Origin of the sequence: Allobosea sp. LjRoot237 (assembly GCF_964253285.1) — a bacterium.
Lineage (GTDB): Bacteria > Pseudomonadota > Alphaproteobacteria > Rhizobiales > Beijerinckiaceae > Allobosea.
This window is the reverse complement of sequence record NZ_CAXUQP020000001.1, coordinates 4527044-4548892: the sequence shown is the minus strand read 5'-3', so window position 1 is coordinate 4548892 and position 21849 is coordinate 4527044. Positions and strand designations below refer to the sequence as shown.

At 67.3% G+C, this 21849-nt stretch carries 23 protein-coding genes; 14 read left to right on the top strand and 9 right to left on the bottom strand.

The genetic code is table 11. The features are described from left to right. Positions 1-224 precede the first annotated feature (224 nt). From rpsA to ACSQ24_RS22195, 6 genes are all read left to right on the top strand, one after another. Complete coding sequence (gene rpsA / locus ACSQ24_RS22220) at positions 225-1931, top strand: 30S ribosomal protein S1 (RefSeq protein WP_436096783.1); 1707 nt, start codon at positions 225-227, stop codon at positions 1929-1931. A gap of 255 nt (positions 1932-2186) precedes the next feature. Beyond that, a complete protein-coding gene (locus tag ACSQ24_RS22215) occupies positions 2187-3476 on the top strand; it encodes an Hsp70 family protein (RefSeq protein ID WP_436096782.1) in 1290 nt (429 codons plus the stop codon). Between the two features lie 204 nt (positions 3477-3680). Next, positions 3681-4649: a signal peptide peptidase SppA gene (gene sppA, locus ACSQ24_RS22210; RefSeq protein WP_436096781.1), complete on the top strand. Its 969-nt coding sequence runs from the start codon at positions 3681-3683 to the stop codon at positions 4647-4649. Positions 4650-4677: 28 nt separating this feature from the next. After that, positions 4678-4965 carry an integration host factor subunit beta gene (ihfB, locus tag ACSQ24_RS22205; RefSeq protein ID WP_436096780.1) on the top strand — a complete coding sequence of 96 codons (288 nt, stop codon included), beginning with the start codon at positions 4678-4680 and terminating at the stop codon, positions 4963-4965. An 18-nt stretch (positions 4966-4983) separates the two neighbouring features. Next, positions 4984-5319, top strand: coding sequence for a LapA family protein (locus ACSQ24_RS22200; protein ID WP_436096779.1), 336 nt, complete (start codon positions 4984-4986; stop codon positions 5317-5319). 10 nt (positions 5320-5329) lie between these two features. Next, complete coding sequence (locus tag ACSQ24_RS22195; protein WP_436096778.1) at positions 5330-6274, top strand: ornithine cyclodeaminase family protein; 945 nt, start codon at positions 5330-5332, stop codon at positions 6272-6274. A 33-nt stretch (positions 6275-6307) separates the two neighbouring features. Here the strand turns inward: ACSQ24_RS22195 and ACSQ24_RS22190 are convergent, their stop codons facing one another. Next, a complete protein-coding gene (locus ACSQ24_RS22190) occupies positions 6308-6481 on the bottom strand; it encodes a DUF3309 family protein (protein WP_436096777.1) in 174 nt (57 codons plus the stop codon). Between the two features lie 89 nt (positions 6482-6570). After that, positions 6571-7557, bottom strand: coding sequence for a Bug family tripartite tricarboxylate transporter substrate binding protein (locus ACSQ24_RS22185; protein ID WP_436096776.1), 987 nt, complete (start codon positions 7555-7557; stop codon positions 6571-6573). Between the two features lie 149 nt (positions 7558-7706). Here ACSQ24_RS22185 and mepA point away from each other — a divergent pair, with 149 nt between their 5' ends. Further along, on the top strand, positions 7707-8648 hold the full coding sequence (mepA, locus tag ACSQ24_RS22180) for a penicillin-insensitive murein endopeptidase (protein ID WP_436096775.1): 942 nt from the start codon (positions 7707-7709) through the stop codon (positions 8646-8648). 158 nt (positions 8649-8806) lie between these two features. On the opposite strand, the gene ACSQ24_RS22175 is transcribed toward mepA, so the two are convergent. Continuing rightward, on the bottom strand, positions 8807-9949 hold the full coding sequence (locus ACSQ24_RS22175; protein WP_436096774.1) for an extensin-like domain-containing protein: 1143 nt from the start codon (positions 9947-9949) through the stop codon (positions 8807-8809). A gap of 311 nt (positions 9950-10260) precedes the next feature. On the opposite strand from ACSQ24_RS22175, the gene ACSQ24_RS22170 reads away from it, so the two are divergent. After that, a complete protein-coding gene (locus ACSQ24_RS22170; RefSeq protein ID WP_436096773.1) occupies positions 10261-10968 on the top strand; it encodes a glutathione S-transferase N-terminal domain-containing protein in 708 nt (235 codons plus the stop codon). 109 nt (positions 10969-11077) lie between these two features. On the opposite strand, the gene ACSQ24_RS22165 is transcribed toward ACSQ24_RS22170, so the two are convergent. From ACSQ24_RS22165 to ACSQ24_RS22150, 4 genes are read right to left on the bottom strand one after another with little or no spacing between them, the layout of a single operon-like run. Further along, positions 11078-11860, bottom strand: a complete 783-nt coding sequence (locus tag ACSQ24_RS22165; protein ID WP_436096772.1) for an ABC transporter ATP-binding protein — start codon at positions 11858-11860, stop codon at positions 11078-11080. 16 nt (positions 11861-11876) lie between these two features. Further along, the gene (locus tag ACSQ24_RS22160) at positions 11877-12869 is read right to left on the bottom strand and encodes an ABC transporter substrate-binding protein (RefSeq protein WP_436096771.1); all 993 of its coding nucleotides are present in this window, start codon (positions 12867-12869) and stop codon (positions 11877-11879) included. Between the two features lie 55 nt (positions 12870-12924). Further along, positions 12925-13740, bottom strand: a complete 816-nt coding sequence (locus ACSQ24_RS22155) for an ABC transporter permease (protein ID WP_436096770.1) — start codon at positions 13738-13740, stop codon at positions 12925-12927. Then, on the bottom strand, positions 13737-14585 hold the full coding sequence (locus ACSQ24_RS22150; protein WP_436096769.1) for an IclR family transcriptional regulator: 849 nt from the start codon (positions 14583-14585) through the stop codon (positions 13737-13739). Before ACSQ24_RS22150 ends, ACSQ24_RS22155 begins: the two co-directional genes overlap by 4 nt. 120 nt (positions 14586-14705) lie before the next feature. On the opposite strand from ACSQ24_RS22150, the gene ACSQ24_RS22145 reads away from it, so the two are divergent. The 3 genes from ACSQ24_RS22145 to ACSQ24_RS22135 all read left to right on the top strand — a co-directional run bounded on the left by ACSQ24_RS22145 (position 14706) and on the right by ACSQ24_RS22135 (position 17551). Beyond that, positions 14706-15404 (top strand): hypothetical protein, encoded by a 699-nt coding sequence (locus tag ACSQ24_RS22145; RefSeq protein WP_436096768.1) that lies wholly within the window; start codon positions 14706-14708, stop codon positions 15402-15404. Beyond that, entirely contained in the window at positions 15404-16183 is a 780-nt protein-coding gene (locus ACSQ24_RS22140) for an SDR family NAD(P)-dependent oxidoreductase (protein WP_436096767.1), read from the top strand. The genes ACSQ24_RS22145 and ACSQ24_RS22140 overlap by 1 nt, the downstream gene beginning before the upstream one ends. Positions 16184-16306: 123 nt before the next feature. After that, complete coding sequence (locus ACSQ24_RS22135; protein ID WP_436096766.1) at positions 16307-17551, top strand: amidase; 1245 nt, start codon at positions 16307-16309, stop codon at positions 17549-17551. 632 nt (positions 17552-18183) lie between these two features. Here ACSQ24_RS22135 and ACSQ24_RS22130 read toward each other — a convergent pair. Next, positions 18184-18492, bottom strand: a complete 309-nt coding sequence (locus tag ACSQ24_RS22130) for a hypothetical protein (protein WP_436096765.1) — start codon at positions 18490-18492, stop codon at positions 18184-18186. Positions 18493-18673: 181 nt separating this feature from the next. Here ACSQ24_RS22130 and ACSQ24_RS22125 point away from each other — a divergent pair, with 181 nt between their 5' ends. The 3 genes from ACSQ24_RS22125 (at position 18674) to ACSQ24_RS22115 (ending at position 21224) form a co-directional block, all read left to right on the top strand. After that, positions 18674-19642 (top strand): TIM44-like domain-containing protein, encoded by a 969-nt coding sequence (locus ACSQ24_RS22125; RefSeq protein ID WP_436096764.1) that lies wholly within the window; start codon positions 18674-18676, stop codon positions 19640-19642. Between the two features lie 143 nt (positions 19643-19785). Continuing rightward, complete coding sequence (gene dapB, locus ACSQ24_RS22120; protein WP_436097947.1) at positions 19786-20592, top strand: 4-hydroxy-tetrahydrodipicolinate reductase; 807 nt, start codon at positions 19786-19788, stop codon at positions 20590-20592. A gap of 8 nt (positions 20593-20600) precedes the next feature. After that, on the top strand, positions 20601-21224 hold the full coding sequence (locus ACSQ24_RS22115; protein ID WP_436096763.1) for an alpha-ketoglutarate-dependent dioxygenase AlkB family protein: 624 nt from the start codon (positions 20601-20603) through the stop codon (positions 21222-21224). On the opposite strand, the gene ACSQ24_RS22110 is transcribed toward ACSQ24_RS22115, so the two are convergent. Continuing rightward, positions 21216-21848, bottom strand: coding sequence for a trimeric intracellular cation channel family protein (locus ACSQ24_RS22110; protein WP_436096762.1), 633 nt, complete (start codon positions 21846-21848; stop codon positions 21216-21218). The two genes, ACSQ24_RS22115 and ACSQ24_RS22110, sit on opposite strands and share 9 nt — an antisense overlap. Position 21849 lies beyond the last annotated feature (1 nt).

Sequence of the window (21849 nt, the reverse complement as noted above, 5' to 3'; positions counted from 1 at the left end):
TGATCGATCACAGCCGGGGGCGGCCGATCGGCCTGCTCCCGTTTCGTGTTTGAAAAAGCGGGCCTTTTGATGCGGATCGGCCCCTGCGGCCAGGCGCCGCCGTCCTGAGGGATGGCAAGCTCCGTGAGCGGAGCACCGCGTGGATCGATCCGGCGTGCAACACCAACCCAATCGGCGCCATGCCGGACACCCGCGGGATACGCGGCCGGCGTTCAGGAGCATTTATGTCAGCTGTCGAAAGCTATCACTCGGGTCGCGAGGATTTCGCCGCCCTGCTCGAGGAATCGTTCACCCGTAACGAGGCCCTCGAAGGTACCGTCATCAAGGGCAAGGTCGTTGCCATTGAGAAGGACATGGCGATCATCGACGTCGGTCTGAAGACCGAAGGTCGCGTCGCGCTCAAGGAATTCACCGGCCCGGGCCGGGAAGAAGAGCTCAAGGTCGGCGACGAGGTCGAGGTTTATCTCGACCGGATCGAGAACGCGCTCGGCGAAGCCGTGATCTCGCGCGACAAGGCTCGCCGCGAAGAGAGCTGGGTCAAGCTCGAGAAGGCGTTCGAGGCCCGCGAGAAGGTCATGGGCAACATCTTCAACACGGTCAAGGGTGGCTACACCGTCGATCTCGACGGCGCCGTCGCCTTCCTGCCGCGTTCGCAGGTGGACATCCGCCCGATCCGCGACGTCGGCCCGCTGATGGGTCAGCCGCAGCCCTTCGAGATCCTCAAGATGGATCGTCGCCGTGGCAATATCGTCGTCTCGCGCCGCACCGTGCTCGAAGAGACCCGCGCCGAGGCGCGCTCCGAGCTCGTCGCCTCGCTCGAAGAGGGCCAGGTTATCGACGGCGTCGTGAAGAACATCACCGAATACGGTGCGTTCGTCGACCTCGGCGGCATTGACGGCCTGCTGCACGTGACCGACATGGCCTGGCGCCGCGTCAACCATCCGTCCGAGGTCGTGACCATCGGCCAGACGGTCAAGGTCAAGATCATCAAGATCAACCAGGAGACGCACCGCATCTCGCTGGGCATCAAGCAGCTGCTGGCCGATCCGTGGGATGGCATCGCCGCCCGCTACCCGGTCGGTACCCGCCTGAAGGGGCGCGTCACCAACATCACGGACTACGGCGCGTTCGTCGAAGTGGAGCCGGGCATCGAAGGCCTGATCCACGTCTCCGAGATGTCCTGGACCAAGAAGAACGTCCACCCCGGCAAGATCGTCTCGACCTCGCAGGAAGTCGACGTCGCGATCCTCGAGGTCGATCAGGTCAAGCGCCGCATCTCGCTCGGTCTCAAGCAGACCCTCCGCAATCCGTGGGAGGTCTTCGCCGAGCAGCATCCGTCGGGTGCAGTGGTCGAGGGCGAGGTCAAGAACAAGACCGAGTTCGGCCTGTTCCTCGGCCTCGAGGGCGACATCGACGGCATGATCCATCTGTCGGACCTGGACTGGAACCGTCCGGGCGAGCAGGTGATCGAGGAGTACAAGAAGGGCGACATGCTCCAGGCGGTTGTTCTCGATGTCGACGTCGAGAAGGAGCGCATCTCGCTCGGCCTGAAGCAGCTCGGCGGCGATCCCTTCGTGGATGCCGGCGAGTTCAAGAAGGGCCAGGTCGTGACCTGCGAGATCGTCGACGTCAAGGAAGGCGGTCTTGACGTCAAGATCTCCGGCACGGACATGACGACCTTCATCAAGCGCGCCGAAATCGCGCGCGAGCGTGCCGAGCAGCGCCCCGAGCGCTTCGCGGCCGGCGAGAAAGTCGACGCCCGCGTCATCCTCTTCGACAAGAAGGCCCGCAAGATCCAGGTCTCGATCAAGGCTCTGGAAATGGCCGAGGAGAAGGAAGCGATGGCGCAGTACGGCTCTGCCGACTCCGGCGCCTCGCTTGGCGACATCCTCGGCGCTGCCCTCAAAAAGGCTGGCACCGACAAGAAGTGATCATCAGGCCGCGTCTCGCGGCCTGACCATTCCATCGGCCCGCGCGGAGAAATCCGCGCGGGCTTTTGTTTCGCCACTCACGTCTTTCCGGGGCGCGGCGAAGCCGCGAGCCCGGAACCCATGAACACGGCGTTTGCCGGGTTCGCTGTGACCGACGAGCCTTTTCGATCAGGCTCGCTGTTCATGGGTTCCGGGCTCTTCGCTGCGCGAAGCCCCGGAAAGACGGCGGTGGCTCGGCGCATGAGGAACAGGGCAATGGACGACGCAGCGATCGGGATCGATTTCGGCACCACCAACAGCGTGGTCGCGCTTGCACGTCCTGATGGTTCGGTGACGACCCGCAGCTTCGCGACGAAGCAGGGCGCGGTCGATGCCTATCGCTCGGCCCTGATGTTCTGGCGGGAGGGCAGGCCGCCCAACAGCCACGTCACCCATGTCAGCGGCCCCGACGCGCTCGACATGGCGCTCGGCATGACGACCGAGCACCGTTTCCTGCAATCGCTGAAGACGTATCTGTCGAGCCGCGCCTTTCAGGAGACGCGCCTGTTCGGCAAGCTCTTCCGGCTCGAGGACCTGATCGCGGTCTTCCTGAAGGACCTCTCCGCCGGTCTCGACGATCTCGGCGAACGCGCCGTCCTCTCCGGCCGTCCGGTCGTCTTCGCTGGCGATCGTCCTGACGAGGCGCTGGCGCTCTCGCGCCTCTCGGCAGCCTACGGCAAGGCCGGCATGCCGACAGTGGATTTCGCCTATGAGCCGCTCGGCGCGGCCTACTGGTACGCCCGCGAGCTCAAGACCCCGCAGACCATGCTCGTCGCCGATTTCGGCGGTGGCACCAGCGACTTCTCGGTGATGCGGTTCGAGCCTGGTGGTGCGGGCCGGCTGCAGGCGGTTCCGCTCTCCCATGCCGGCGTCGGCATCGCCGGCGACAGCTTCGACTACCGCATCATCGAGCATGCGGTCTCGCCGTTGCTCGGCAAGGGCTCGGATTATCTTTCCTTCGGCAAGCGCCTGCCGATTCCGGCGCATTACCACGCCGCCTTCGCGCAATGGCACCGGCTCTCGCTGATGAAGAGCCGCGAGACCATGGCCGAGCTCAAGGCGCTGATCCGCGACGCGGTCGAGCCGGAAAGGCTCGAGGATCTGATGACGGTGATCGAATACGATCTCGGCTACGAGCTCTACCGCGCCGTCTCGGCGACCAAGATCGCGCTCTCCGCGCAGGAGGAGGCGCAGCTCACCTTCGATCAGATGGGCGTGCGTATCGACCGCACCGTGACGCGGGTCCTGTTCGAGCGCTGGATCGCCGAGGATGTCGCGGCGATCGAGGGGGCGCTCGACGAGGCGCTGTCGGCCGCCGGGGTCGAAGCGGGTCGGATCGAGGCGGTGTTCATGACCGGTGGCACCTCCTATGTCCCGGCGGTGCGGGCGCTGTTCGACCGCCGCTTCAGCCCGCAGCGCATCCATATCGGCGACGCCTTCCGCTCGGTCGCGAGCGGGCTCGCTTTGCTCGCGCTCGATCGGCAGCGGGCGCTGGCCGCAGCCTGAGGCGCCTCCTGGCCCTCGCCGAGGCAATTCGCCTTGCCCCTCCCGCATGGCGGAGCTACATCACAGAGCCCCGCTAGAGCCCGATCCGATCAGCTTGCTCCGCACGGCAATCGGTAAAACGGTCTCTATCTGAATATGACAGAGGGATTCATCGATCGGGTTGTTGCGCCCTGGTCGAATCCGACTCTAACCGGAGCCGCCGAGATGTCGTCCGATGCCGATCTGCTCGCCGATCGCCGCAGCCTGCGGCGTAAGCTCTCGCTCTGGCGGTTGCTTGCGCTTGCCGGTGTCGTCGTTCTGGCCATCGCCGGCGCACTCGCCTGGAGCGGGCGCCTGCCGGGCAGCACCGCGCAGGCGCATATCGCCCGCGTCACCATTTCCGGCTTCATCTCCGGCGATCGCCGTACGCTCGATCTGATCAAGTCGCTGGAGGACAGTCGCGCCAGCGCCGTGCTGCTGAGCATCGACAGCCCTGGCGGCACCGTGACCGGCTCGGAAGCGCTGTACGAGGCGGTTCGCCGGCTCGCCGCGAAGAAGCCCGTCGTCGCGGTGGTCGACGGGCTCGCTGCGTCCGGCGGCTATATCGTCGCTCTCGGCGGCGAGCGCATCGTCGCGCGCCAGACCTCTCCCGTCGGCTCGATCGGCGTGATTGCCCAGATTCCCAATGTCGCCAGGATGCTCGACACGATCGGCGTCAAGTTCGAGATCACCCGCTCGAGCCCGTTGAAGGCCGCTCCGAGCGGCCTCGAGCCGACCTCGCCCGAGGCGGCGGCCGAGACGGCGCGCGTCGTCGCGGATAACTACGACTGGTTCAAGCGGCTGGTCGGCGAGCGCCGTAAGCTCGCCGAGGCGGAAGTCGCCAAGGTTGCGGACGGACGTGTCCATTCCGGCCGCCAGGCGGTTACGCTCAAGCTCGTCGACGAGCTTGGCGGCGAGACTGAGGCGATTGCCTGGCTCGAGCGCGAGAAGGGCGTCGGCAAGTCGCTGCCGGTGCGGGACTGGCGCCGCCGCAGCGAATCCTCGTCTTACGGCCTGTGGAGCGCTGGCGAAGCGCTGGCGCGTGCGGCGGGCCTGGAGCCCGTTGCGGCGCTGCTCGCGCGCGCAGCCGAAATCCCGGTCGGACTGCGGCTTGACGCGCCCTTGGCGCTCTGGCAGCCTGCCGTCGAAAAGTGACGATGTTACAAGCGGTTATATTGGGCCCATGATAAAATCAGAACTCGTCCAGCGCATCGCCGAGCGCAACACTCACCTCTATCAGCGCGACATCGAGAACATTGTCGGCTCGATCCTCGACGAGATCGTCAAGGCGCTGGCGCGCGGCGATCGTGTCGAGCTGCGCGGCTTCGGCGCTTTCTCGACCAAGGAACGCGCCGCCCGTGTCGGCCGCAATCCGCGCACCGGCGACTCCGTCAAGGTCGATCAGAAGTTCGTACCGGTCTTCAAGACCGGTAAGGAGCTGCGCTTGCGACTGAACGGCAAGGGCGGCTGAGCCGGCCGGAGGAGCGGAATGAAAGCTTTCTTCAAGGCGCTGGTGCTCGTTCCGATCGCGCTTCTCGTGGTGCTGTTCTCGGTGGCGAACCGCGCCCCCGTCCGGGTCTCGCTCGATCCGATCAGCCGTGACGCTCCGACATTCGCCTTCGATCTGCCGCTCTTCGCCGTGGTCCTCGCCGCCATCGCCATCGGCATCCTGATCGGCGGTTTCGCCTCCTGGCTGGCACAGGGCAAGCACCGCAAGGCTGCCAGGGTCAACCGACGCGAGGCCGAAAAGCTGCGTGGCGAGGCACAGTCGCTGCGCGCCGCGGTGCCGGATTCGGCGCTGCCGGCACTGACCAACCGCATCTGAAGCTGCGGCCATGCGCTTCTTCTCTGCGGCCGAGATCGACGGCCTGCTCAACTTCCCCGCCCTGATCGATGCGCTCGCCGATGCCTTCCGCGGCGATATCGTCACGCCGGTGCGCCATCACCACGAGATCGAGCGGCCGGACGCAGCAGCGACCCTGCTGCTGATGCCGGCCTGGACGGCGCCGGAGGTAAATCCGGCGTTTCTCGGCACCAAGGTGGTCACGGTGTTCCCGGGCAATGCTGCGCTGAGCCAGCCGAGCGTGATGGGCACTTACCTGCTGATGGATGGCGCTTCCGGCGCGCCGCTCGCGGCATTGGATGGCGCACGGCTGACGCTCTGGCGCACCGCCGCGGCATCCGCGCTCGCTTCGCGCATGCTGGAGCGCCCGGATACGAAGCGCATGCTGATGGTGGGCGCCGGTGCGCTCTCGTCCTTTCTGGTCAAGGCGCATCGCAGCGTACGCGCCTTCGAGGACATCGCGATCTGGGCGCGTCGCCCGGAGGCGGCCGCCGAAGTGGTTGCCGAACTGGCGCGGGATGGCATCGAAGCGCGTGTCGCCGAGAACCTGGAAGCCGAGGCGCGGCAGGCCGACCTGATCTCCTGTGCGACGCTGTCACGCGAGCCATTGATCCAGGGCCGCTGGCTGAAGCGCACCGCCCATCTCGATCTGGTCGGCGCCTTCAACCTCTCGATGCGCGAGGCAGACGACGAGGCGCTGCAGCGCGCCCATGTCTTCGTCGATACACAGGCCGCGCTGCATGAAGGCGGCGATGTCGCCGTCGCGATCAAGGCGGGCGCCTACACGGCCGAGCAGGTCTCCGGAACACTGGCCGGTCTCTGCCGCGGTGAGTACGATGCCGCGGCCGAGCGCGATGACGTGACCCTGTTCAAATCGGTCGGCACCGCGCTCGAGGATCTCGCGGCAGCCATGCTGGTCTGGAAGCTGGCGAGCTGAAGCGCAGGGCTGGGCCCTGCGCTCGCCGCGACATCAGACCCTGACGACCGGGCCGCCGAGCGCTCCGAGCAGCCAAAGCACGATCACGATCACCAGCACGAGGCCGACCACGCCACCAAGCCCGGCGCCGCCATAGCTGCGATGTCCGTAATACCCGCCGCCACCGAGCAGGATGATGAGCAGGATGATGATCAGGAGTGTGGACATGGTTCGCGCCCTTCTTCCGTCCGCCGACCTCGTCGACGATCGACGGGCGAGCGTTCAAAGAACGTCGGGCGCGAATGGTAGGTTCCCGGTCACTCAGCCTTGATGCCGGCCTCGCGGATCAGATCACCCCAGCGCTTCATCTCGGCCTGCAGGAAAGTGGCGAGCTCCGCCGGCTTGTTGCCGACCGGTTCGGCAGCGAGCAGATCCATCTTGGAGCGCACGTTCGGGTCGGCGATAGCCTTGCTGGTGTCGGCCTGAACCTTGTCGATGATCGCCTGCGGCGTCTTCGCCGGAGCAAACAGGGCGAACCAGGACGAGACATCGAAGCCCGGGACCGTCTCGGCGATCGGAGCGAACTCCTGCGCCGTCGGGGAGCGCTTGGCCGTGGTGATTCCCAGCCCGCGGATCGAGCCGGCACGCACATGCGGCAGCGCCTGGGTGATGTTGTCGAAGATCAGGTCGATGCGTCCGCCGATCAGGTCCTGCGTCGCCTGCGCCGTGCCGCGATAGGGCACATGCACCATCTTCGTGCCTGAGAGCTTCTGGAAAAGCTCTCCGGAGAGGTGCACCGAGGTCCCGATCCCCGAGGAGCCGTAAGTCAGCTTGCCGGGATTGGCCTTGGCGTAGGCGATGAGCTCGGCCACGCTTTGCACGGGCAGGTGCTTTCCGACGACCAACAGGTTCGGCACCATCGCGACCGTGGTGATGGGCGCGAGATCCTTGACCGGATCGTAGTTCAGCTTGGCATAGAGGTATTGGTTGGTCGCAAGGCCGACCGAGACGATCAGCAGCGTGTCACCATTGGGCTCCGCCTTGGCGACGGCATCGGTCCCGAGATTGCCGCCCGCGCCCGCCCGGTTCTCCACGACGAAATGGGTACCCCAGCTCTGGCCGAGCCTGTCGGCGACGAGCCGGGCGAGCACATCGGTCGCACCGGCCGGCGGGAAGGGGACGACCAGCTTGAGCGTGCGCCCCTGCGGCCAGGCACCCTGGGCCTGGCCGGCGCCTGGCGGCAAGGCGAGCGTGGCGCCGAGGCCGCCGAGCAATGTGCGGCGGTCGAGGGTGAAACAGCTCATCGTCAGGTATCTCCTCCACTTGTGGTCGCCGGAGGGCTTGCCACCCGTGCTTCGGCACTGCCGACGCTGCCGGCTCTCCTTCCCGCTGTCCAGCCCATTGATCGGGCACCAGCTTGACCTGAGCGCGAGCAGCCTGCGATTCTGCGTCTATGCTGTTCGCTCGTAGTTTCGCCTGCCTGATTCTCCTGCCGATACTGATCGCAGCCGGAGCGGCACACGCCCAGTCTACCGCCGAGGCGGAGGCGAAGACCCGCGCCGCCAATATCGCGGCTTACCCCGATGCCGCCCGTGCCCTGTTCGGCCAGAAGACCGCACCCGCCGCGCTGCGGGCGCGCGCCATCGGCTCCTATGCCCGCGGCTGCCTGGCGGGTGCGACCGCGCTACCGGTCGACGGCGAGAACTGGCAGGTGATGCGGCTCGCCCGCAACCGCAATTGGGGCCATCCAGAGCTGATCTCGTTCCTCGAGCGCTTCGCGCGCGAAGTGCCGAAGATCACCGGCTGGAGCGGGCTGCTCGTCGGCGACATCTCGCAGGCGCGCGGCGGGCCGATGCTGACCGGCCATGCCTCGCACCAGATCGGGCTCGACGCCGATGTCTGGTTGACGCCGATGCCGAAAAAGCGCGTCGACAGCGACGATCGCGAGAACATGGCCGCGACCAACATGGCCCGCCCCGACTGGCGCGACATCGAGCCGAAGAACTGGACGCCGGCGCATAGCCGCCTGATCAAGGCCGCCGCCAGCGAGCCCAGGGTCGAGCGCATCTTCGTCAACCCGGCGCTCAAGGTGGCGCTCTGCCGCGAGGCCGGCTCGGATCGGGCCTGGCTGGGCAAGGTTCGGCCGATGTGGGGGCACAACTACCATTTCCATATCCGGATGAGCTGCCCGCCCGGCGTCGAGGGGTGCGCCGGCCAGGAGCCGCCCAATTTCGGCGATGGCTGCGGCGAGGAGCTCTCTGGCTGGGTCGAGCGCCAGCACCAGGCGATCTTCAATCCGCCCAAGCCGAAGCCGGGCCCCAAGCCAAAGCCCAAGCCGCCGATGTCGCTCGACGCCCTGCCGGCCGAGTGCCGGCAGGTGCTGGTGTCGCGCTAGGGGACGCTCGTCATGCTCGGGCTTGACCCGAGCATCTCGGGGCGGAGGAGGCTCCGGACAGCGCCTTCTCATCATGAGATTCTCGGGTCTGCGCGGAGTTTATCCTTGGGCCGACCGAAGGTCGGACCCGAGCGCTCCGCTCCGGATCGCCGCCGCCTTTACCGCCGGAGTCCCGTCGGCTGGCCGGGCCGATAGGCGAACGGGTCGTTGCGCGGGTTGATCGGCGGTTCGGGCTCGCCCGACTGCGCACCATCGATGATGCCATTGCCCTCGTCGTCGCCCACGATCAGTTCCTCGGTCGGCGGCACCGAGCCCGGCAGCTGCAAGGGACCGCGCATCTCGCTCGGCGCGGGCTGCGGCTGGTAGCGTGGGCTCGCCTGCTGCGGCGCCTCTTCGAGATAGCGCCGCTGGCCGTCTAGCCCGCCTTGACCCGAGCGATGGGCGACGGAATAGCCGCCGTCGACTGCTCCCGGCGGGCGCAGGCCCGTGCTCGGCTGGCGCAGCAGCCCACCCGAGCCGCCCGCCACCATCGGCGGCGGCAGCGTCTCGCGCATCCCCGGCTGCTGCTGTTGCAACGCCATGCGGTCCGGCCGCGCCGGATCCGGCGGCGGCAGGTTGTAGTTGGGCTCGTATTTGATCACCGGCTTGCAGATGTGCCGGCCCTTGGAATGGCGCGCCAGGTCGATGTGGAAATGATCGTAGTGGAAGGCGTCGGCGCCGGGGCCGAGCACCGTCGAGAAATGCTCGCAGGCCCCGACGAAGATCTCACGCAGGAAGGCCTGCTCCTCGGGCGAGCCGCGCCAGCCATCCTTGACGGTGACGACGCGATTATCGTTCAGCCGGAAGGAGAAGACGTCGACGGCATTGCCGAAGGCGTGCTCGGAGGTGCGGCTGGTGCCGGAGCCGTTGTTCATGGCGCGGCAGGAATAGGAGCCGGCACGGATCTCGATCACCTGCGCGCCGAGCACGTTCATCGCCGCCGGCTGCACCACCTCGGTGAACCATTTGTCGGTAGTCGCGACCACGGGGCAGGCCAGCGTCGCATTGCTGGTCAGCGCGACGCTGCCATTGGCGAAGGCGGCGACCTTCAGCGGCTTCTCCATGCCGCAGGTGCCGGGCCCATCGATCGCCTTCTCGCGCAGGCTGACATAGGCCGAGAGCTGCACCTGGCGCGAGGCCAGGCACTGGGCTTCGGCCTGGTCGCGCCAGGCGGCGCGCTGCGGCTTCTGGAACTTGCCGCAACCGGCAAGGCCGACGCCGATGACGCCGAGCGCGAGGAGGGTGAGATGAACGCGACGCATGACAGATCAAATGCGAGGCGTTGGGTGAACGGTTTATTGACCGGCTGCGTCCTGGAAGTCACGGACGGATTAACTTTGCCGATGGCGTTAAGCGGCCGTTAACGCAGCTCCGCGGGTCGGCGCCGCTCTTAACCTTCACATTTCGGATTTGCTTTGACGGTTCGGCGGCACTGCAAGCTCTGTGCGGTTGCGCCGCCTGGATCACCGCCCCAAGTTACGCCCCAACGTCATGGCCTCGCGCCATTGACGTCCCGCCTATGGGGCGAGCCGGCAACGCCGGTCCCAAGCCCGCCATCCGAGGAATTTCCCCGATGTCCGATCTCTCCGCATTTCCGATCACGTTGCGCTGGCCGGCCCAGCATCCCGACCGGCTGCAGCTCTATTCGCTGCCGACGCCCAATGGCGTGAAGGTCTCGATCATGCTGGAGGAAACCGGCATCCCCTACGAGCCGCACACCATCGACATCGGCAAGAACGAGACCTGGACGCCGGAATTCCTTTCGCTCAACCCGAACGGCAAGATCCCGTCGATCCTCGATCCCGATGGTCCCGGCGGCAAGCCCTTCGCGCTGTTCGAGTCCGGCGCGATCCTGGTCTATCTCGCCGACAAGGCGGGCAAATTCCTGCCGACCGATCCTGCCCGCCGTTACGAGACCCTGCAATGGGTCTTCTTCCAGATGGCGGCGATCGGCCCGATGTTCGGCCAGCTCGGCTTCTTCCACAAGTTCGCCGGCCGCGAATACGAGGACAAGCGCCCGCGCGACCGCTACGCCAATGAGAGCAAGCGCCTGCTCGGGGTGCTCGAGACCAGGCTCGCCGGCCGCGACTGGCTGATGGGCGACGAGTACACCATCGCCGACATCGCGACGCTCGGCTGGGTCCGCAATCTCGTCGGCTTCTACGGCGCCGGCGAGCTGGTCGAATACGACAGGCTCAAGCTGGTGCCGGCCTGGCTCGAGCGTGGGCTTGCTCGTCCCGCCGTGCAGCGCGGTCTGGAGATTCCGAAGCGGCCGGGTTGAGGACTACTACTCGTCATTGCGAGAAGCGCAGCGACGAAGCAATCCAGAGGACGTAGAGCTCTGCCGCCCCTGGATTGCTTCGCTTCGCTCGCAATGACGGTTGGGGCCTTCAATACTTGATCACCCCAAACCGCCTGAACGCATCGTGGATGCGGTCGGCATAGGTGTTGAAGCTCGGATAGTCGCCGAGATGGGCCGGGCGCGGGCGCGGCAGCTCGATCCTGATCTCGTCGACGACCCGCCCCGGCGTCGGCGACATCACCAGCACCCGGTCGGAGAGGCCGATCGCCTCGTCGATCGAATGGGTGATGAAGACGACGGTCTTGGCCGTCTCCAGCCAGAGCATTTCGAGGTCGTGCCGGATCTGCGTGCGGGTGATCGCGTCGAGTGCGCCGAAGGGCTCATCCATCATCAGCACCGACGGGTTGTGGATCAGCGCGCGGGCGATCGAGACGCGCTGGCGCATACCGCCGGAGAGCTGTTTCGGATAGCGGTCGGCGGCATGGCTGATGCCGAGCTTGGCGAAGAGTTCGAGCGCTCGTTCCTTCGCCGGCGCCAGCGGCAGGCCGCGGATCTCGGCCTGCAGCATGACGTTCTCCAGCGCCGTCCGAAACTCCAGCAGCAGATGGTCCTGGAAGACGATGCCGATATCGGTCAGCGGCTCGTTCAACGGCTTGCCGTTGATCAGCAATTCCCCGCCGCTGGTCGGAATCAGCCCGGCCGCCATCAGCATGAACGTGCTCTTGCCGCAGCCGGAAGGGCCGATCAGGCTGACGAACTCGCCGCTCCTGATGTCGAGCGTCAGCCCGTCGACGGCCGTGAAGCCGCCGAAGCTCTTGACGATCCCGCGCCCCTGGATCGAGGCGGCGGGAGAGGCGGCTGCTGCAGTCATGCCTTATCCTCGCCGACTACGAGCAGGCCGGCGCCGAGGCCGGCAGCAGCTCGGTCGTGTAGTAGTCGGTGATCGGCTTGTCCTTGGGCAGGCCGAGATACTGCGTCAGCAGGTCGAAGCTCACGCTCCAGTTCTTCTCCGGCACCTTGCCGAGCGAGGCGGCTCCGGGTGCGCAGAGCAGCTTGTTGACCACGTCGAACTGCGCCAGCACCTGCGCCTTCTTCACGGAAGGGAATTGCGCGACGACGGCGTCGGCCGCCGCATCCGGGTTCTTGCGGGCGGCGTCCCAGCCCTGCAGGCTCGCCTCGATGAACTTCCTGTAGAGCTCGGCATCGGCCTTGATCCTGTCGTCGCGGGCGATGATCGACAGGCCCACGGTCGGCACACCGACATCGCGGTAGAAGAGGTCGCGGACCTTGAAGCCGCGTTCGCGGATCTGCACCGAGTGGAAGTCGGCGCCGCCGAGGATGGCGTCGACCTTCTTCTCCAGCAGCGCGCCGACGAAGGCGCCGGGATCGATGTTGATGACGTCGACCTTGCCCTTGTCGATGCCGTTGCTGGCGAGGATGGCATCGAGCAGCGTCGTCTGCGCCGTGCCGGGCTGGACCGCGAGCTTCTTGCCGACGAGGTCCTTGGGCGAGGCGATGCCGCTCTCTTCCAGCGCGATGATGGCAAAGCCATTGGTCTGCAGCACGGGGGCAATGATCTTCACCGGCGCGCCCTTGGTGCGCAGCTGCATCGCGGCCGGAGCGTCGGCGAAGCCGACATCGGTCTGCCCGGTCGCAACCATCTGCGCCGTGGTGCCCGAGCCCTTGCCTTCCTCGATCGTCAGGTTGATCCCGGCCTTCTCGTAGAGGCCCATCTGCTTGGCCATCATGAAGCCGGCATTGGGCGCAGCCGCAAGGAAGTTCAGCGTGATCTTCATCGGCTTGCCGCCGGCCTGGGCGAGCGCGCCGCTCGTGCCGAGCGCCAGCATGGCGGCGGCGGTGAGCAATGTCCTTCTCAGCATGGTCGTTCTCCCTGTGGTTCCGGTTTGCCCGGATTGGCGGTCGTGTCTTTGGTCTTCAGCCCTTGCGTTGCCAGGGCATCAGCAGCACTTCGAGCCCGTCGACGAGATAGCTGAACAGGATGCCGACGACGCTGAGCGCCACCAGGCAGGCGAAGATCAGCGGCATGTCGAGGAAGCTCGTGCCGCGCAGCAGGAGGTAGCCGAGGCCGGCATTGGCGCCGACGAACTCGCCGACGATCGCCCCCGTCGCCGCGAACACGGCCGAGACCTTGAGGCCGGAGAAGATATAGGTCAGCGCTGCCGGCACCCGGACATAGCGGAAGGTCTGCCAGGCCGAGGCGCCCATCGAGCGCGTCAGGTAGAGCACGCGCTCGTCCAGCGCGCGAAAGCCCGTCATGCTCGCGACCAGCGTCGGGAAGAAGCAGAGCAGGAAGGTCAGCAGCACCTTCGGGAACAGGCCGAAGCCGAACCAGACTACGAAGAGCGGCGCGATCGCGATCTTCGGCACCAGCTGGAAGAAGACGATGACCGGGTAGATCGCCTTCTCCAGCAGCTTCACCGAGACGATGACGTAGCCGAGCGGGATCGAGACCACCGCCGCCATCAGGAAGCCGAGCACGATCTCGTTCGCAGTCACCAGCGTGTGCTGGAAGATCAGTGCCCGGTCGAGCCAGAGCCGCTCGAAGAAGGCGCTCGGCACGGGCAGGATGTATTCGGGGATGCCGGCCATCGGCACCAGGAGCTGCCAGGCGACGAGCAATACGGCGAAGCTCGCCAGGGGCCAGGCGATGGCCGATACCCAGGCGGCGGTCTTGCCGGAGGCCTGCGGCACGGTCCCTGTCGTGGCGCTGGTTGCGCTGTCGCTGCTCATGCTTTTGTCTCTGTCGGCATCGTTTGCCCGGATGCCCCTGTCGAAACCGTTGGCAGGGCACCGATCTGTCGCCGCCTGAGCGGCCAGATCGCCGCCATGTCCCGTGCGGCGGTGGCGAGAGCCGCTGCGATTTCGTCGCGATGCGCCTCCTGCATGCGCGGCAACGGCCCGGCGACGCTGAGCGTGCCTGCAATCGGCGCCCCCGCATCTGGCCCGGCACGGAAGGTCGTCGCCATGGCGACCGTGCCGATCTCGCCCTCCTCGACGGCGAGCGCGAAGCCTCGGTTTCGCGTCTCCGCGAGATGCTGGCGCAAGGCGTCGACGTCACCGAGTGCGTTCGGGCCGGAGCGCCCTTGCGCATCGAAGCCGCGCGCGCAGACGATACGCAGCGCCTCCGCCTCCGGCAGCGAGGCGAGCCAGGCCTTGCCGGTCGCGGTGGCGTGCAGGACGATGCCCATTCCCATCGGCGGCTCGTAGCGCAGGCCGGCGGTCGCGCCCTGGGCGCGGGCGATCCAGGTCAGGCTCTCGCCCTCGATGACAGCGAGGCGGCAATATTCGCGGGTGGCGCGGGCAAGCTGGTCGAGCACGATCTGGCCGGCATCGGGCAAGCCACGCAGGTCGAGATTGCGGAAGGCCAGCTGCGACAGTTTCAGCGTCAGCCCATAGGCACCCGATTGTGCATCCTGAGTGACGAAGCCGCGCTCGGCGAGGGTCGCCAGCAGTCGGTGGGTCGCGCTGACCGGCAGGTCCAGTCGCTCGGCGAGCACGGTCAGGTCAGCGCCATCGGCCTCGCCCGCCAGCGCCTCCAGCAGTTTGAATGCACGCTCGACCGCCGCGATCGTCACCCGTCTCCGCCCTCATTTTGACTAAGATTGGAAATCGTTTCCAATTTGGATTTCATTTTCGTATAGAGATGGGGCGAGGCCAAGTCAACGCGCCTCGCAGGGTGAGCCCATGGAGGAACGATGAGCCTGGCAGGTGAGGGGGCGGTCGCGATCTGGCACGATATCGCACCGGAGGGCAGGGCAGATTTCTATGCCTGGCATGGCGAGGAGCACATGCCGGAGCGGGTCGGCATTCCCGGCTTCCTGCGCGGGCGCCGCTATGTCGCGATCGACGCCGACCTCGAATTCTTCAACCTCTATGAGGCGCAGACGGTCGAGGTCCTGAAGGGCCAGGATTATACGGCCAGGGTCAATGCGCCGACGCCGTGGACGGTGTCGGCCGTGAAGCACTTCCGCTCGGTGGCGCGCGCGATCTGCCGCGTCTCCCACACTAGCGGTCCGGCCCAGGGCGGGCTGATCGCGACCTTTCGCTACGACGTGCCTGATAACATCGCGTCGGCCCACAAGGCGGCGCTGTTGCGCGGATTGGTGCCGGATCTGCTCGCAACCCGCGGGGTCGCCGCCGTGCACCTGCTGGCGGCGGATGCCGAGGCGAGCGGCATTGCCACTGCCGAGCAGAAGGTGCGCGGCATCGCCAACGCCGTGCCGCGCTGGGTGCTGCTGGTCGAAGGCTGGGGCGACGAGGCCGAGTTCGTCGCGTTGGCGCGCGATCAACTCGCGGCCGAGGAGTTGCAGGCTCTCGGCGGCGAAGGGCCGTTCACGCTTGGCCTCTACCGTCACCAGATCACCCGGACCAAGACCTCCTGGAGTGCCGGCTGATGAGCGTGCGTCATGATCTCTCCGGCCGGCATGCGATCGTCACTGGTGGCGCCGGTGGGCTCGGCCGCGGCATCGCGCAGGCCCTGATCGCGGCGGGCGCAAGTGTCGAGCTCTGGGATCAGGATGCCGACGGCTTGGCCAAAGCCATCGCCGAGCTCGGGCGCCGCACCAGCCAGCGCCAGCTCGATATCCGCGACGTCAACGCGGTCGAGGCTTCTGCCGATGCCACCGTCGCCGCCCATGGCCGGATCGACATCCTGATCAACAATGCCGGCGTGCTGGGCGAAGTGAAACCGATCTGGGAGACGACGCCGGAGAACTTCCAGCGCGTGCTGCAGGTCAATCTGTTCGGGGCCTATCTGGTCACCCGCGCCGTCGTCGGCCGGATGCTGCGCCAGGAGCCGCGGCGCTCGCCGGACGGTCACCCGCTGCGCGGCCATGTCGTCAACATCGCCTCGATCCAGGGCAAGGAGGGCATGGCGCAGGCTGCCGCCTATTCCGCCTCGAAGGCTGGGCTGATCGCGCTGACCAAGAGTGTCGCCAAGGAGGTGGCGAAGGAGGGCATCATCGTCACGGCGGTGACGCCGGCCGCGGCCGAGACCGCCATGGCCAAGGAGATTTCGGCCGAGCGGCGCGCCGACATCATGTCGCGCATCCCGATGGGGCGTTTCGTCGAGGTGCCGGAGGTGGCACGCATGGTGCTCTGGCTATCCTCCGACGACTGTTCCTTCTCGACCGGCGGGATCTTCGACCTGTCGGGCGGTCGCGCCACCTACTGAGCGCCGCGCCGCGCGAGGCGCATGCCCCGTCTGCAAGGTCCCGTTCCTGGCTTCCTTCCGACGCCGGGCTTGTGCCAGCATGGCCGCATCGGCCGTTTGGCTGCGGATTCCAGGGACAAGTTCATGCTTTCGGTTCGCGATATCGCTCGCCGCGTCGCCAATGGCGCGCTGTCGGCCCAGGCCGCCCTTGCCGACAGCGAGCGACGAATCGACGAGCGGGACGCGGACCTGCGCGTCTTCGCGGCCCGCCCCGAGAGCCTCTCGGCTGGTGAGGGTCCGCTTGCCGGCATTGCCGTCGGCGTCAAGGACATCATCGATACCGCCGACCTGCCGACCGGCATGGGCTCGTCGATCTATGACGGCCATCAGCCCAAGGCCGATGCGCCGATCGTGATGGCACTGAAGGCGGCAGGCGCGACCGTCGCCGGCAAGACCCAGACCACGGCCTTCGCCTTCCTCGACCCAGCCCCGACCCGGAACCCGCATGATCCCTCTGCCAGCCCGGGTGGCTCCTCGGCAGGTTCGGCGGCCGCCGTCGCTGCCAGCCTCGTCCCGCTCGCTATCGGCACCCAGACCGGCGGCTCGGTGATCCGTCCGGCCGCCTATTGCGGCGTCGCCGCGATCAAGCCGTCCTACGGACTTTTGCCGACGGTCGGGGTCAAGCCCTTCTCCTGGTCGCTCGATACGCTCGGCCTGATGGCGGCCAGTGCCGACGATCTCGGCTTTGCCTTGGCGGCGCTGACAGGCCGCGCCGATCTCGATGCGCCCGAAGCGGAACTGGAGGGACTGAAGCTCGGCCTCTGCCGCCAGGAGTTCACCGACAAGCCCGAGCCGTCCTGCGAGGGTGCGTTGCAGCGCATCGCCGATTTCGCCCGCAAAGGCGGCGCAACCGTCCTCGACATTGCGATGCCCGCCGAGCTTGCCGAGACCTTCCACGCCCACGGCCCGCTGCAGAACTGGGAGGCGACGCAGGCGCTCGCCTGGGAATATGCCAATCATCCCGAGGAGCTGCCACCGAAGCTGCGCGCCTATCTCGACGAGGCCCGCGCCACCACGCCGCAGGAATACGACGCGGCGCGCGGCGCCTCCCGGCGCGGGCGTCATGCGGCCGAGCGCTGGTTCGGCGAGGTTGATCTGGTGCTCACCTATGCGGCGCCGGGCGAGGCACCGGAGACTCTCGCTTCGACCGGCGATTCCAAGTTCAACCGGCTCTGGACCCTGCTCGGCACGCCTTGCCTCACTGTGCCGCTGATGCGTGGCCCGCGCGGCCTTCCGGTCTCCTTTCAACTCGTCGGACGCTTCGGTGACGATGCGAAAGTCATCGCTGTGGCACGTGCGCTCGAGCGCCTGATCCTGATGCCGGCATGACGACAACTGGGCTAAATCTGGGCGCTGGTCCCGCCTGGGACAATATTGCGCTGCAACAACTCCGGCTCGATTGTGGCAATGGTGATTTATACTGCTCTTTGGAATACTAAAAAGCGTCCGCGAAAAGGTCTTGTTCGGAACTGTCCACAAAGCAGTTCAATGCTTTAACCACTGATTAAGAATGCTTCTCTGGTACGGCGCTCGCTGCGGCGGCGTTGCCACTTGCGGCCGCTGCCGTTTCTGCTAGCTTCCATGTCAGGTCAATGACAAAGGAGGGTTCCCATGAACCTCGCGCTAAGTCTCGACCGGTTGGCCATGGGTGCGGCATTTGCGCTGGTTCTGGCGATCGTGATCGGAGCGTTCTGACGGAGAAGTCAGTCTCAAGTCGAAAGACCGTTAAGTCGTTTGAGAAGCGTCGCCGGAGAGGCCCGGCGGCGCTTTTCCTTTGGCGTTCAGCCGGGCAACGATCCCGGCGTCATTCCGGGGCACCGCGCAGCGGTGAGCCCGGAACCCATGAACACTGATGGCGGCATGGTGGGCACGGACGCGACTGCGCTTTTTCCGGCAAACTCGCGGTCATGGATCCCGGGCTCAGATCTGCGGCCTGCCCTGGAGTGACGGAGAGGTTCTGCTCAGCTCTCCGGGCAGGGGTTCTCGGTCACTTCCCACGACATCATGTTGATGACGCGGCCGCAGTGTGCGAGGCGGCGGCCCATGGTGGTGCGGATGCAGGCCATGCTGCCCTCGGCGATCTTCTTGCCGTCGTTCCAGCAGAAGCAATAGGGCTCCGGAGCCTGCGCCAAGCGCGGCTTGTCGAGGGCCGTCGCGCGCTCCTGCGCGAGGGCAGGGGTTTGGAGCAGTAGCGCGCCTGTCGCAAAGAGCGCCCAGAAGGGCAGCGCCGCTGCGCTTGGGTAGGGTAGCCTCCGAGGCGATCGGATCATGGCTCGCTCCCGTCGTTCGCCTAAAGGCTAACGTGGCGGAAACCATAGCATGGCAGCACCGAACCCCCAATGGTGGGATAGTCGGCTCAGCAGCGCTGATCCCCGCAGGCTCACCTTGCGAAAGTCGTACGACCCGACCATATTCCGGGTTCAGAGAGCCAATCCGGCTCCGGGAGGAACCATGTCTCTGATTTCGCTCGCCCGTCGTGGCCGTGCAATCGCCCTTATCACCGGCGCGCTTCTGCTGGTGCCGATCATCGCCGAGGCCGCTCCGGGCGGTCGTAGCATGGGCAACCGCGGCTCGCGCAGCCAGTCGCAGGTCGCGCCGACACCGACCGCGCCCGGCTCCTCGTTCCAGCGTAGCCCGACGCAGGCGCCCGGCCCGACGGCCGCCGCCCCGGCTGCAGGCGCAGCGGGTGCCGCCGCGCAGGCGGCTCGCCCGTCCATGGCGCGCAGCCTGATGATGGGCGTCGCCGGCGGCCTGCTCGGTGCCGGCCTGTTCGGCCTGCTCTCGGGCGCCGGCTTCGGTGGCCTTGCCGGCATGCTCGGCCTGCTCTTCCAGGTAGCCCTGATCGGTGGCCTGATCTGGCTGGCGCTGCGCCTGTTCCGCCGCCGCAGCGAGCCGCAGCTCGCCAGCGCCGGTGGCCCGCTCGGCCGCGAGGCCTATCAGCCGCAGGCTGCCCCGGCTATGGCCGGTGGTCTCGGCGGCGGCGCTGCCGCCGCAGCGGTGGCCAAGCCGGTCGAGTTCGAGCTGGTTGGAGCCGACTACGGCGCCTTCGAGCGCCTGCTCTCCGAGGTGCAGTCGTCCATCTCCGATGAGAATATCACGCGCTTGCGTCAGATCGCGACGCCGGAAATCTCCGGTGCGCTGGAGGAGGAGTTCGCCGAGAACGCCCGCAAGGGCCTGATCGAGCGCGCTGCCGAGGTCAAGCTGCTGCAGGGCGATCTCGCCGAATCCTGGCGCGAGGATGGCTACGACTACGCGACCGTCGCGATGCGCTTCAGCCTGCTCACCGCCATGGTCGAGCGCAATGGCGGCAAGGTCGTCGAGGGCCACGCCACGATCCCGCGCGAGGTCACCGAGCACTGGACCTTCGTGCGCTCGCGCGGCGGCGAGTGGAAGGTCGCGGGGATCCAGCCGGTCGAATAGGCCAGCTATCACACCCGAAATCTGCACGGCCGGGCTTTGCCCGGCCGTTTTTCGTTTCAGCGTGAAGCGAAGCGGCTTATAGGCATGCGCTGCCCGGCCTGCGCCGGTCTGGATACTGACTGGAGCGTTTCACCATGAGCGACATGCGTCTCGTCGTCGTCGGCGCCGCCGGCCGGATGGGCCGCACGCTGGTCAAAGCAATCCACGATACACCCGGCTGCGTGCTCTCCGCTGCGATCGAGCGGCCGGGCTCTCCGGCACTTGGCCAGGACGCCGCCGTGCTCGCCGGGCTGCCTGCCGGCGGCGTACTGGTCGGCGACGATGCGCTCGCCGCCTTCGTCGAGGCCGAGGGCGTGCTCGATTTCACCACTCCGGACGCCACCGTGGCCTTCGCCGGCCTCGCCGCCCAGGCCCGGATCGTCCATATCGCCGGCACCACCGGCATGGAGCCGCAGCATCTGGCGAAGCTCGAGGCGGCGGCGCGCCATGCCGCCGTCATCCGCTCCGGCAATATGAGCCTCGGCGTCAACCTGCTGGCGGCTCTGGTCCGCAAGGTCGCAGCGACGCTCGGCACCGACTGGGACATCGAGATCGTCGAGATGCATCACCGCATGAAGGTCGATGCGCCCTCGGGCACCGCCGTGCTACTCGGCGAGGCCGTGGCGCAGGGGCGTGCCGTCGATCTCGCCGAGTCCCGCGTCGCGGTACGCGACGGCCAGGTCGGCGCCCGCCTGCCCGGCACGATCGGCTTTGCCGCGCTGCGCGGCGGCACCGTCGTCGGCGACCACAAGGTGATCTTCGCTGGCGCCGGCGAGCGGCTTGAGCTCGCCCATGTCGCCGAGGATCGCAGCCTGTTCGCGCAGGGCGCGGTCAAGGCGGCGCTCTGGGGCCGCGGCCGCAAGCCCGGGCTCTATTCGATGGCCGACGTGCTCGGCCTCGACAAGTTCTGACGCGTTCGATGACAGTGCTCGCCGTCGCGCCGGGCGTGACGCACTGGCCGGGTTATCTCGACACGGCCGAGCAGGCGGCGCTGGTCGCCGAATTGCGCGAGGCGGCGCGGCAGGCACCGTTCTACACGCCGCGCATGCCGAAGACGGGAAAACCGTTCTCCGTCAAAATGACCAATTGCGGCGCGCTCGGCTGGGTCTCGGACGAACGCGGCTATCGCTACCAGCCGCTGCATCCCGAGACTGGAGCGGCCTGGCCGCCGATCCCGGCCCGGCTGCTGCGTGCCTGGCAGGACCTCGCAGGCTATCCGCATCCGCCCGAGGCGTGCCTCGTCAATTTCTACGAGCCAAGCGCGAAGATGGGCCTGCATCAGGACCGCGACGAGCAGGATTTTGACGCGCCGGTACTGTCGCTCTCGCTCGGCGACACCGCGATCTTCCGTATCGGCGGCACCAGCCGCAGCGGCAAGACGGTCTCGCTGAAGCTGGCCTCCGGCGATGCGCTCGCCTTCGGCGGCGAGGCGCGTCTCGCCTATCACGGCATCGACCGCATCCTCGCGGGATCGTCGAGCCTGCTGCCGCAGGCGGGGCGGATCAATCTGACCTTGCGGCGGGTGACGAAGCCGTCAGCCTGACGGAGGCGGCGTGTCGTCGCCGGGCAGCCTCGGGAACGACCAGCCGAGCAGGATCGAGCCAGCGCGCAGGCCGAAGCCGGCGGCGAGACCGCCCAGCATGACGAGCCTGGCATCGAGGCCGATCTGTGCGAGCACGGCCGTCGTGGCGGCGCCGGCTGCCGCGGCGGTGACATAGAAATCGCGGCTCCACAGCACCATCGGCCGGTCGCCGGCGAGGATATCGCGAATGATGCCGCCGAAGGTCGCGGTCATCGCGCCGAGGGCGATCGCCGAGGCGATCGGAACGCCCGATGCGAGCCCCTTCTGCGCCCCGATCACGGCAAAGAGCGCAAGCCCCGCCGCGTCAGCCCAGATCAGCAGGCGCTTGGCGCCCCAGCCGTCGAGCATTCCCGGCTTGCAATAGGCGATGGTCCAGGCCGCCAGGGCGACGGCCGTGCACAGCATCACGTCGGATGGCGCCTCGATCCAGAAGACGCGCCGGTCGAGCAGGAGGTCCCGCAAGGTGCCGCCACCGACGCCGGTGACGGTGGCGAGCAGGATGAAGCCGAACGGGTCCATCCGCTTGCGGGCGGCGACGAGCGCCCCGGTCAGGGCGAAGACGACGACGCCCGCGGCTTCGAGCACC

Coding starts and splice junctions, on each gene's coding strand:
- ACSQ24_RS22215 (WP_436096782.1), top strand. CDS start 2,187: ATGGACGACGCAGCGATCGGGATCGATTTCGGCACCACCAACAGCGTG.
- ACSQ24_RS22145 (WP_436096768.1), top strand. CDS start 14,706: ATGAGCCTGGCAGGTGAGGGGGCGGTCGCGATCTGGCACGATATCGCA.
- ACSQ24_RS22125 (WP_436096764.1), top strand. CDS start 18,674: ATGTCTCTGATTTCGCTCGCCCGTCGTGGCCGTGCAATCGCCCTTATC.
- ACSQ24_RS22200 (WP_436096779.1), top strand. CDS start 4,984: ATGAAAGCTTTCTTCAAGGCGCTGGTGCTCGTTCCGATCGCGCTTCTC.
- sppA (WP_436096781.1), top strand. CDS start 3,681: ATGTCGTCCGATGCCGATCTGCTCGCCGATCGCCGCAGCCTGCGGCGT.
- ihfB (WP_436096780.1), top strand. CDS start 4,678: ATGATAAAATCAGAACTCGTCCAGCGCATCGCCGAGCGCAACACTCAC.
- ACSQ24_RS22140 (WP_436096767.1), top strand. CDS start 15,404: ATGAGCGTGCGTCATGATCTCTCCGGCCGGCATGCGATCGTCACTGGT.
- ACSQ24_RS22115 (WP_436096763.1), top strand. CDS start 20,601: ATGACAGTGCTCGCCGTCGCGCCGGGCGTGACGCACTGGCCGGGTTAT.
- dapB (WP_436097947.1), top strand. CDS start 19,786: ATGCGTCTCGTCGTCGTCGGCGCCGCCGGCCGGATGGGCCGCACGCTG.
- ACSQ24_RS22175 (WP_436096774.1), bottom strand. CDS start 9,949: ATGCGTCGCGTTCATCTCACCCTCCTCGCGCTCGGCGTCATCGGCGTC.
- ACSQ24_RS22160 (WP_436096771.1), bottom strand. CDS start 12,869: ATGCTGAGAAGGACATTGCTCACCGCCGCCGCCATGCTGGCGCTCGGC.
- ACSQ24_RS22155 (WP_436096770.1), bottom strand. CDS start 13,740: ATGAGCAGCGACAGCGCAACCAGCGCCACGACAGGGACCGTGCCGCAG.
- ACSQ24_RS22135 (WP_436096766.1), top strand. CDS start 16,307: ATGCTTTCGGTTCGCGATATCGCTCGCCGCGTCGCCAATGGCGCGCTG.
- mepA (WP_436096775.1), top strand. CDS start 7,707: ATGCTGTTCGCTCGTAGTTTCGCCTGCCTGATTCTCCTGCCGATACTG.
- ACSQ24_RS22130 (WP_436096765.1), bottom strand. CDS start 18,492: ATGATCCGATCGCCTCGGAGGCTACCCTACCCAAGCGCAGCGGCGCTG.
- ACSQ24_RS22170 (WP_436096773.1), top strand. CDS start 10,261: ATGTCCGATCTCTCCGCATTTCCGATCACGTTGCGCTGGCCGGCCCAG.
- ACSQ24_RS22185 (WP_436096776.1), bottom strand. CDS start 7,557: ATGAGCTGTTTCACCCTCGACCGCCGCACATTGCTCGGCGGCCTCGGC.
- rpsA (WP_436096783.1), top strand. CDS start 225: ATGTCAGCTGTCGAAAGCTATCACTCGGGTCGCGAGGATTTCGCCGCC.
- ACSQ24_RS22165 (WP_436096772.1), bottom strand. CDS start 11,860: ATGACTGCAGCAGCCGCCTCTCCCGCCGCCTCGATCCAGGGGCGCGGG.
- ACSQ24_RS22195 (WP_436096778.1), top strand. CDS start 5,330: ATGCGCTTCTTCTCTGCGGCCGAGATCGACGGCCTGCTCAACTTCCCC.
- ACSQ24_RS22190 (WP_436096777.1), bottom strand. CDS start 6,481: ATGTCCACACTCCTGATCATCATCCTGCTCATCATCCTGCTCGGTGGC.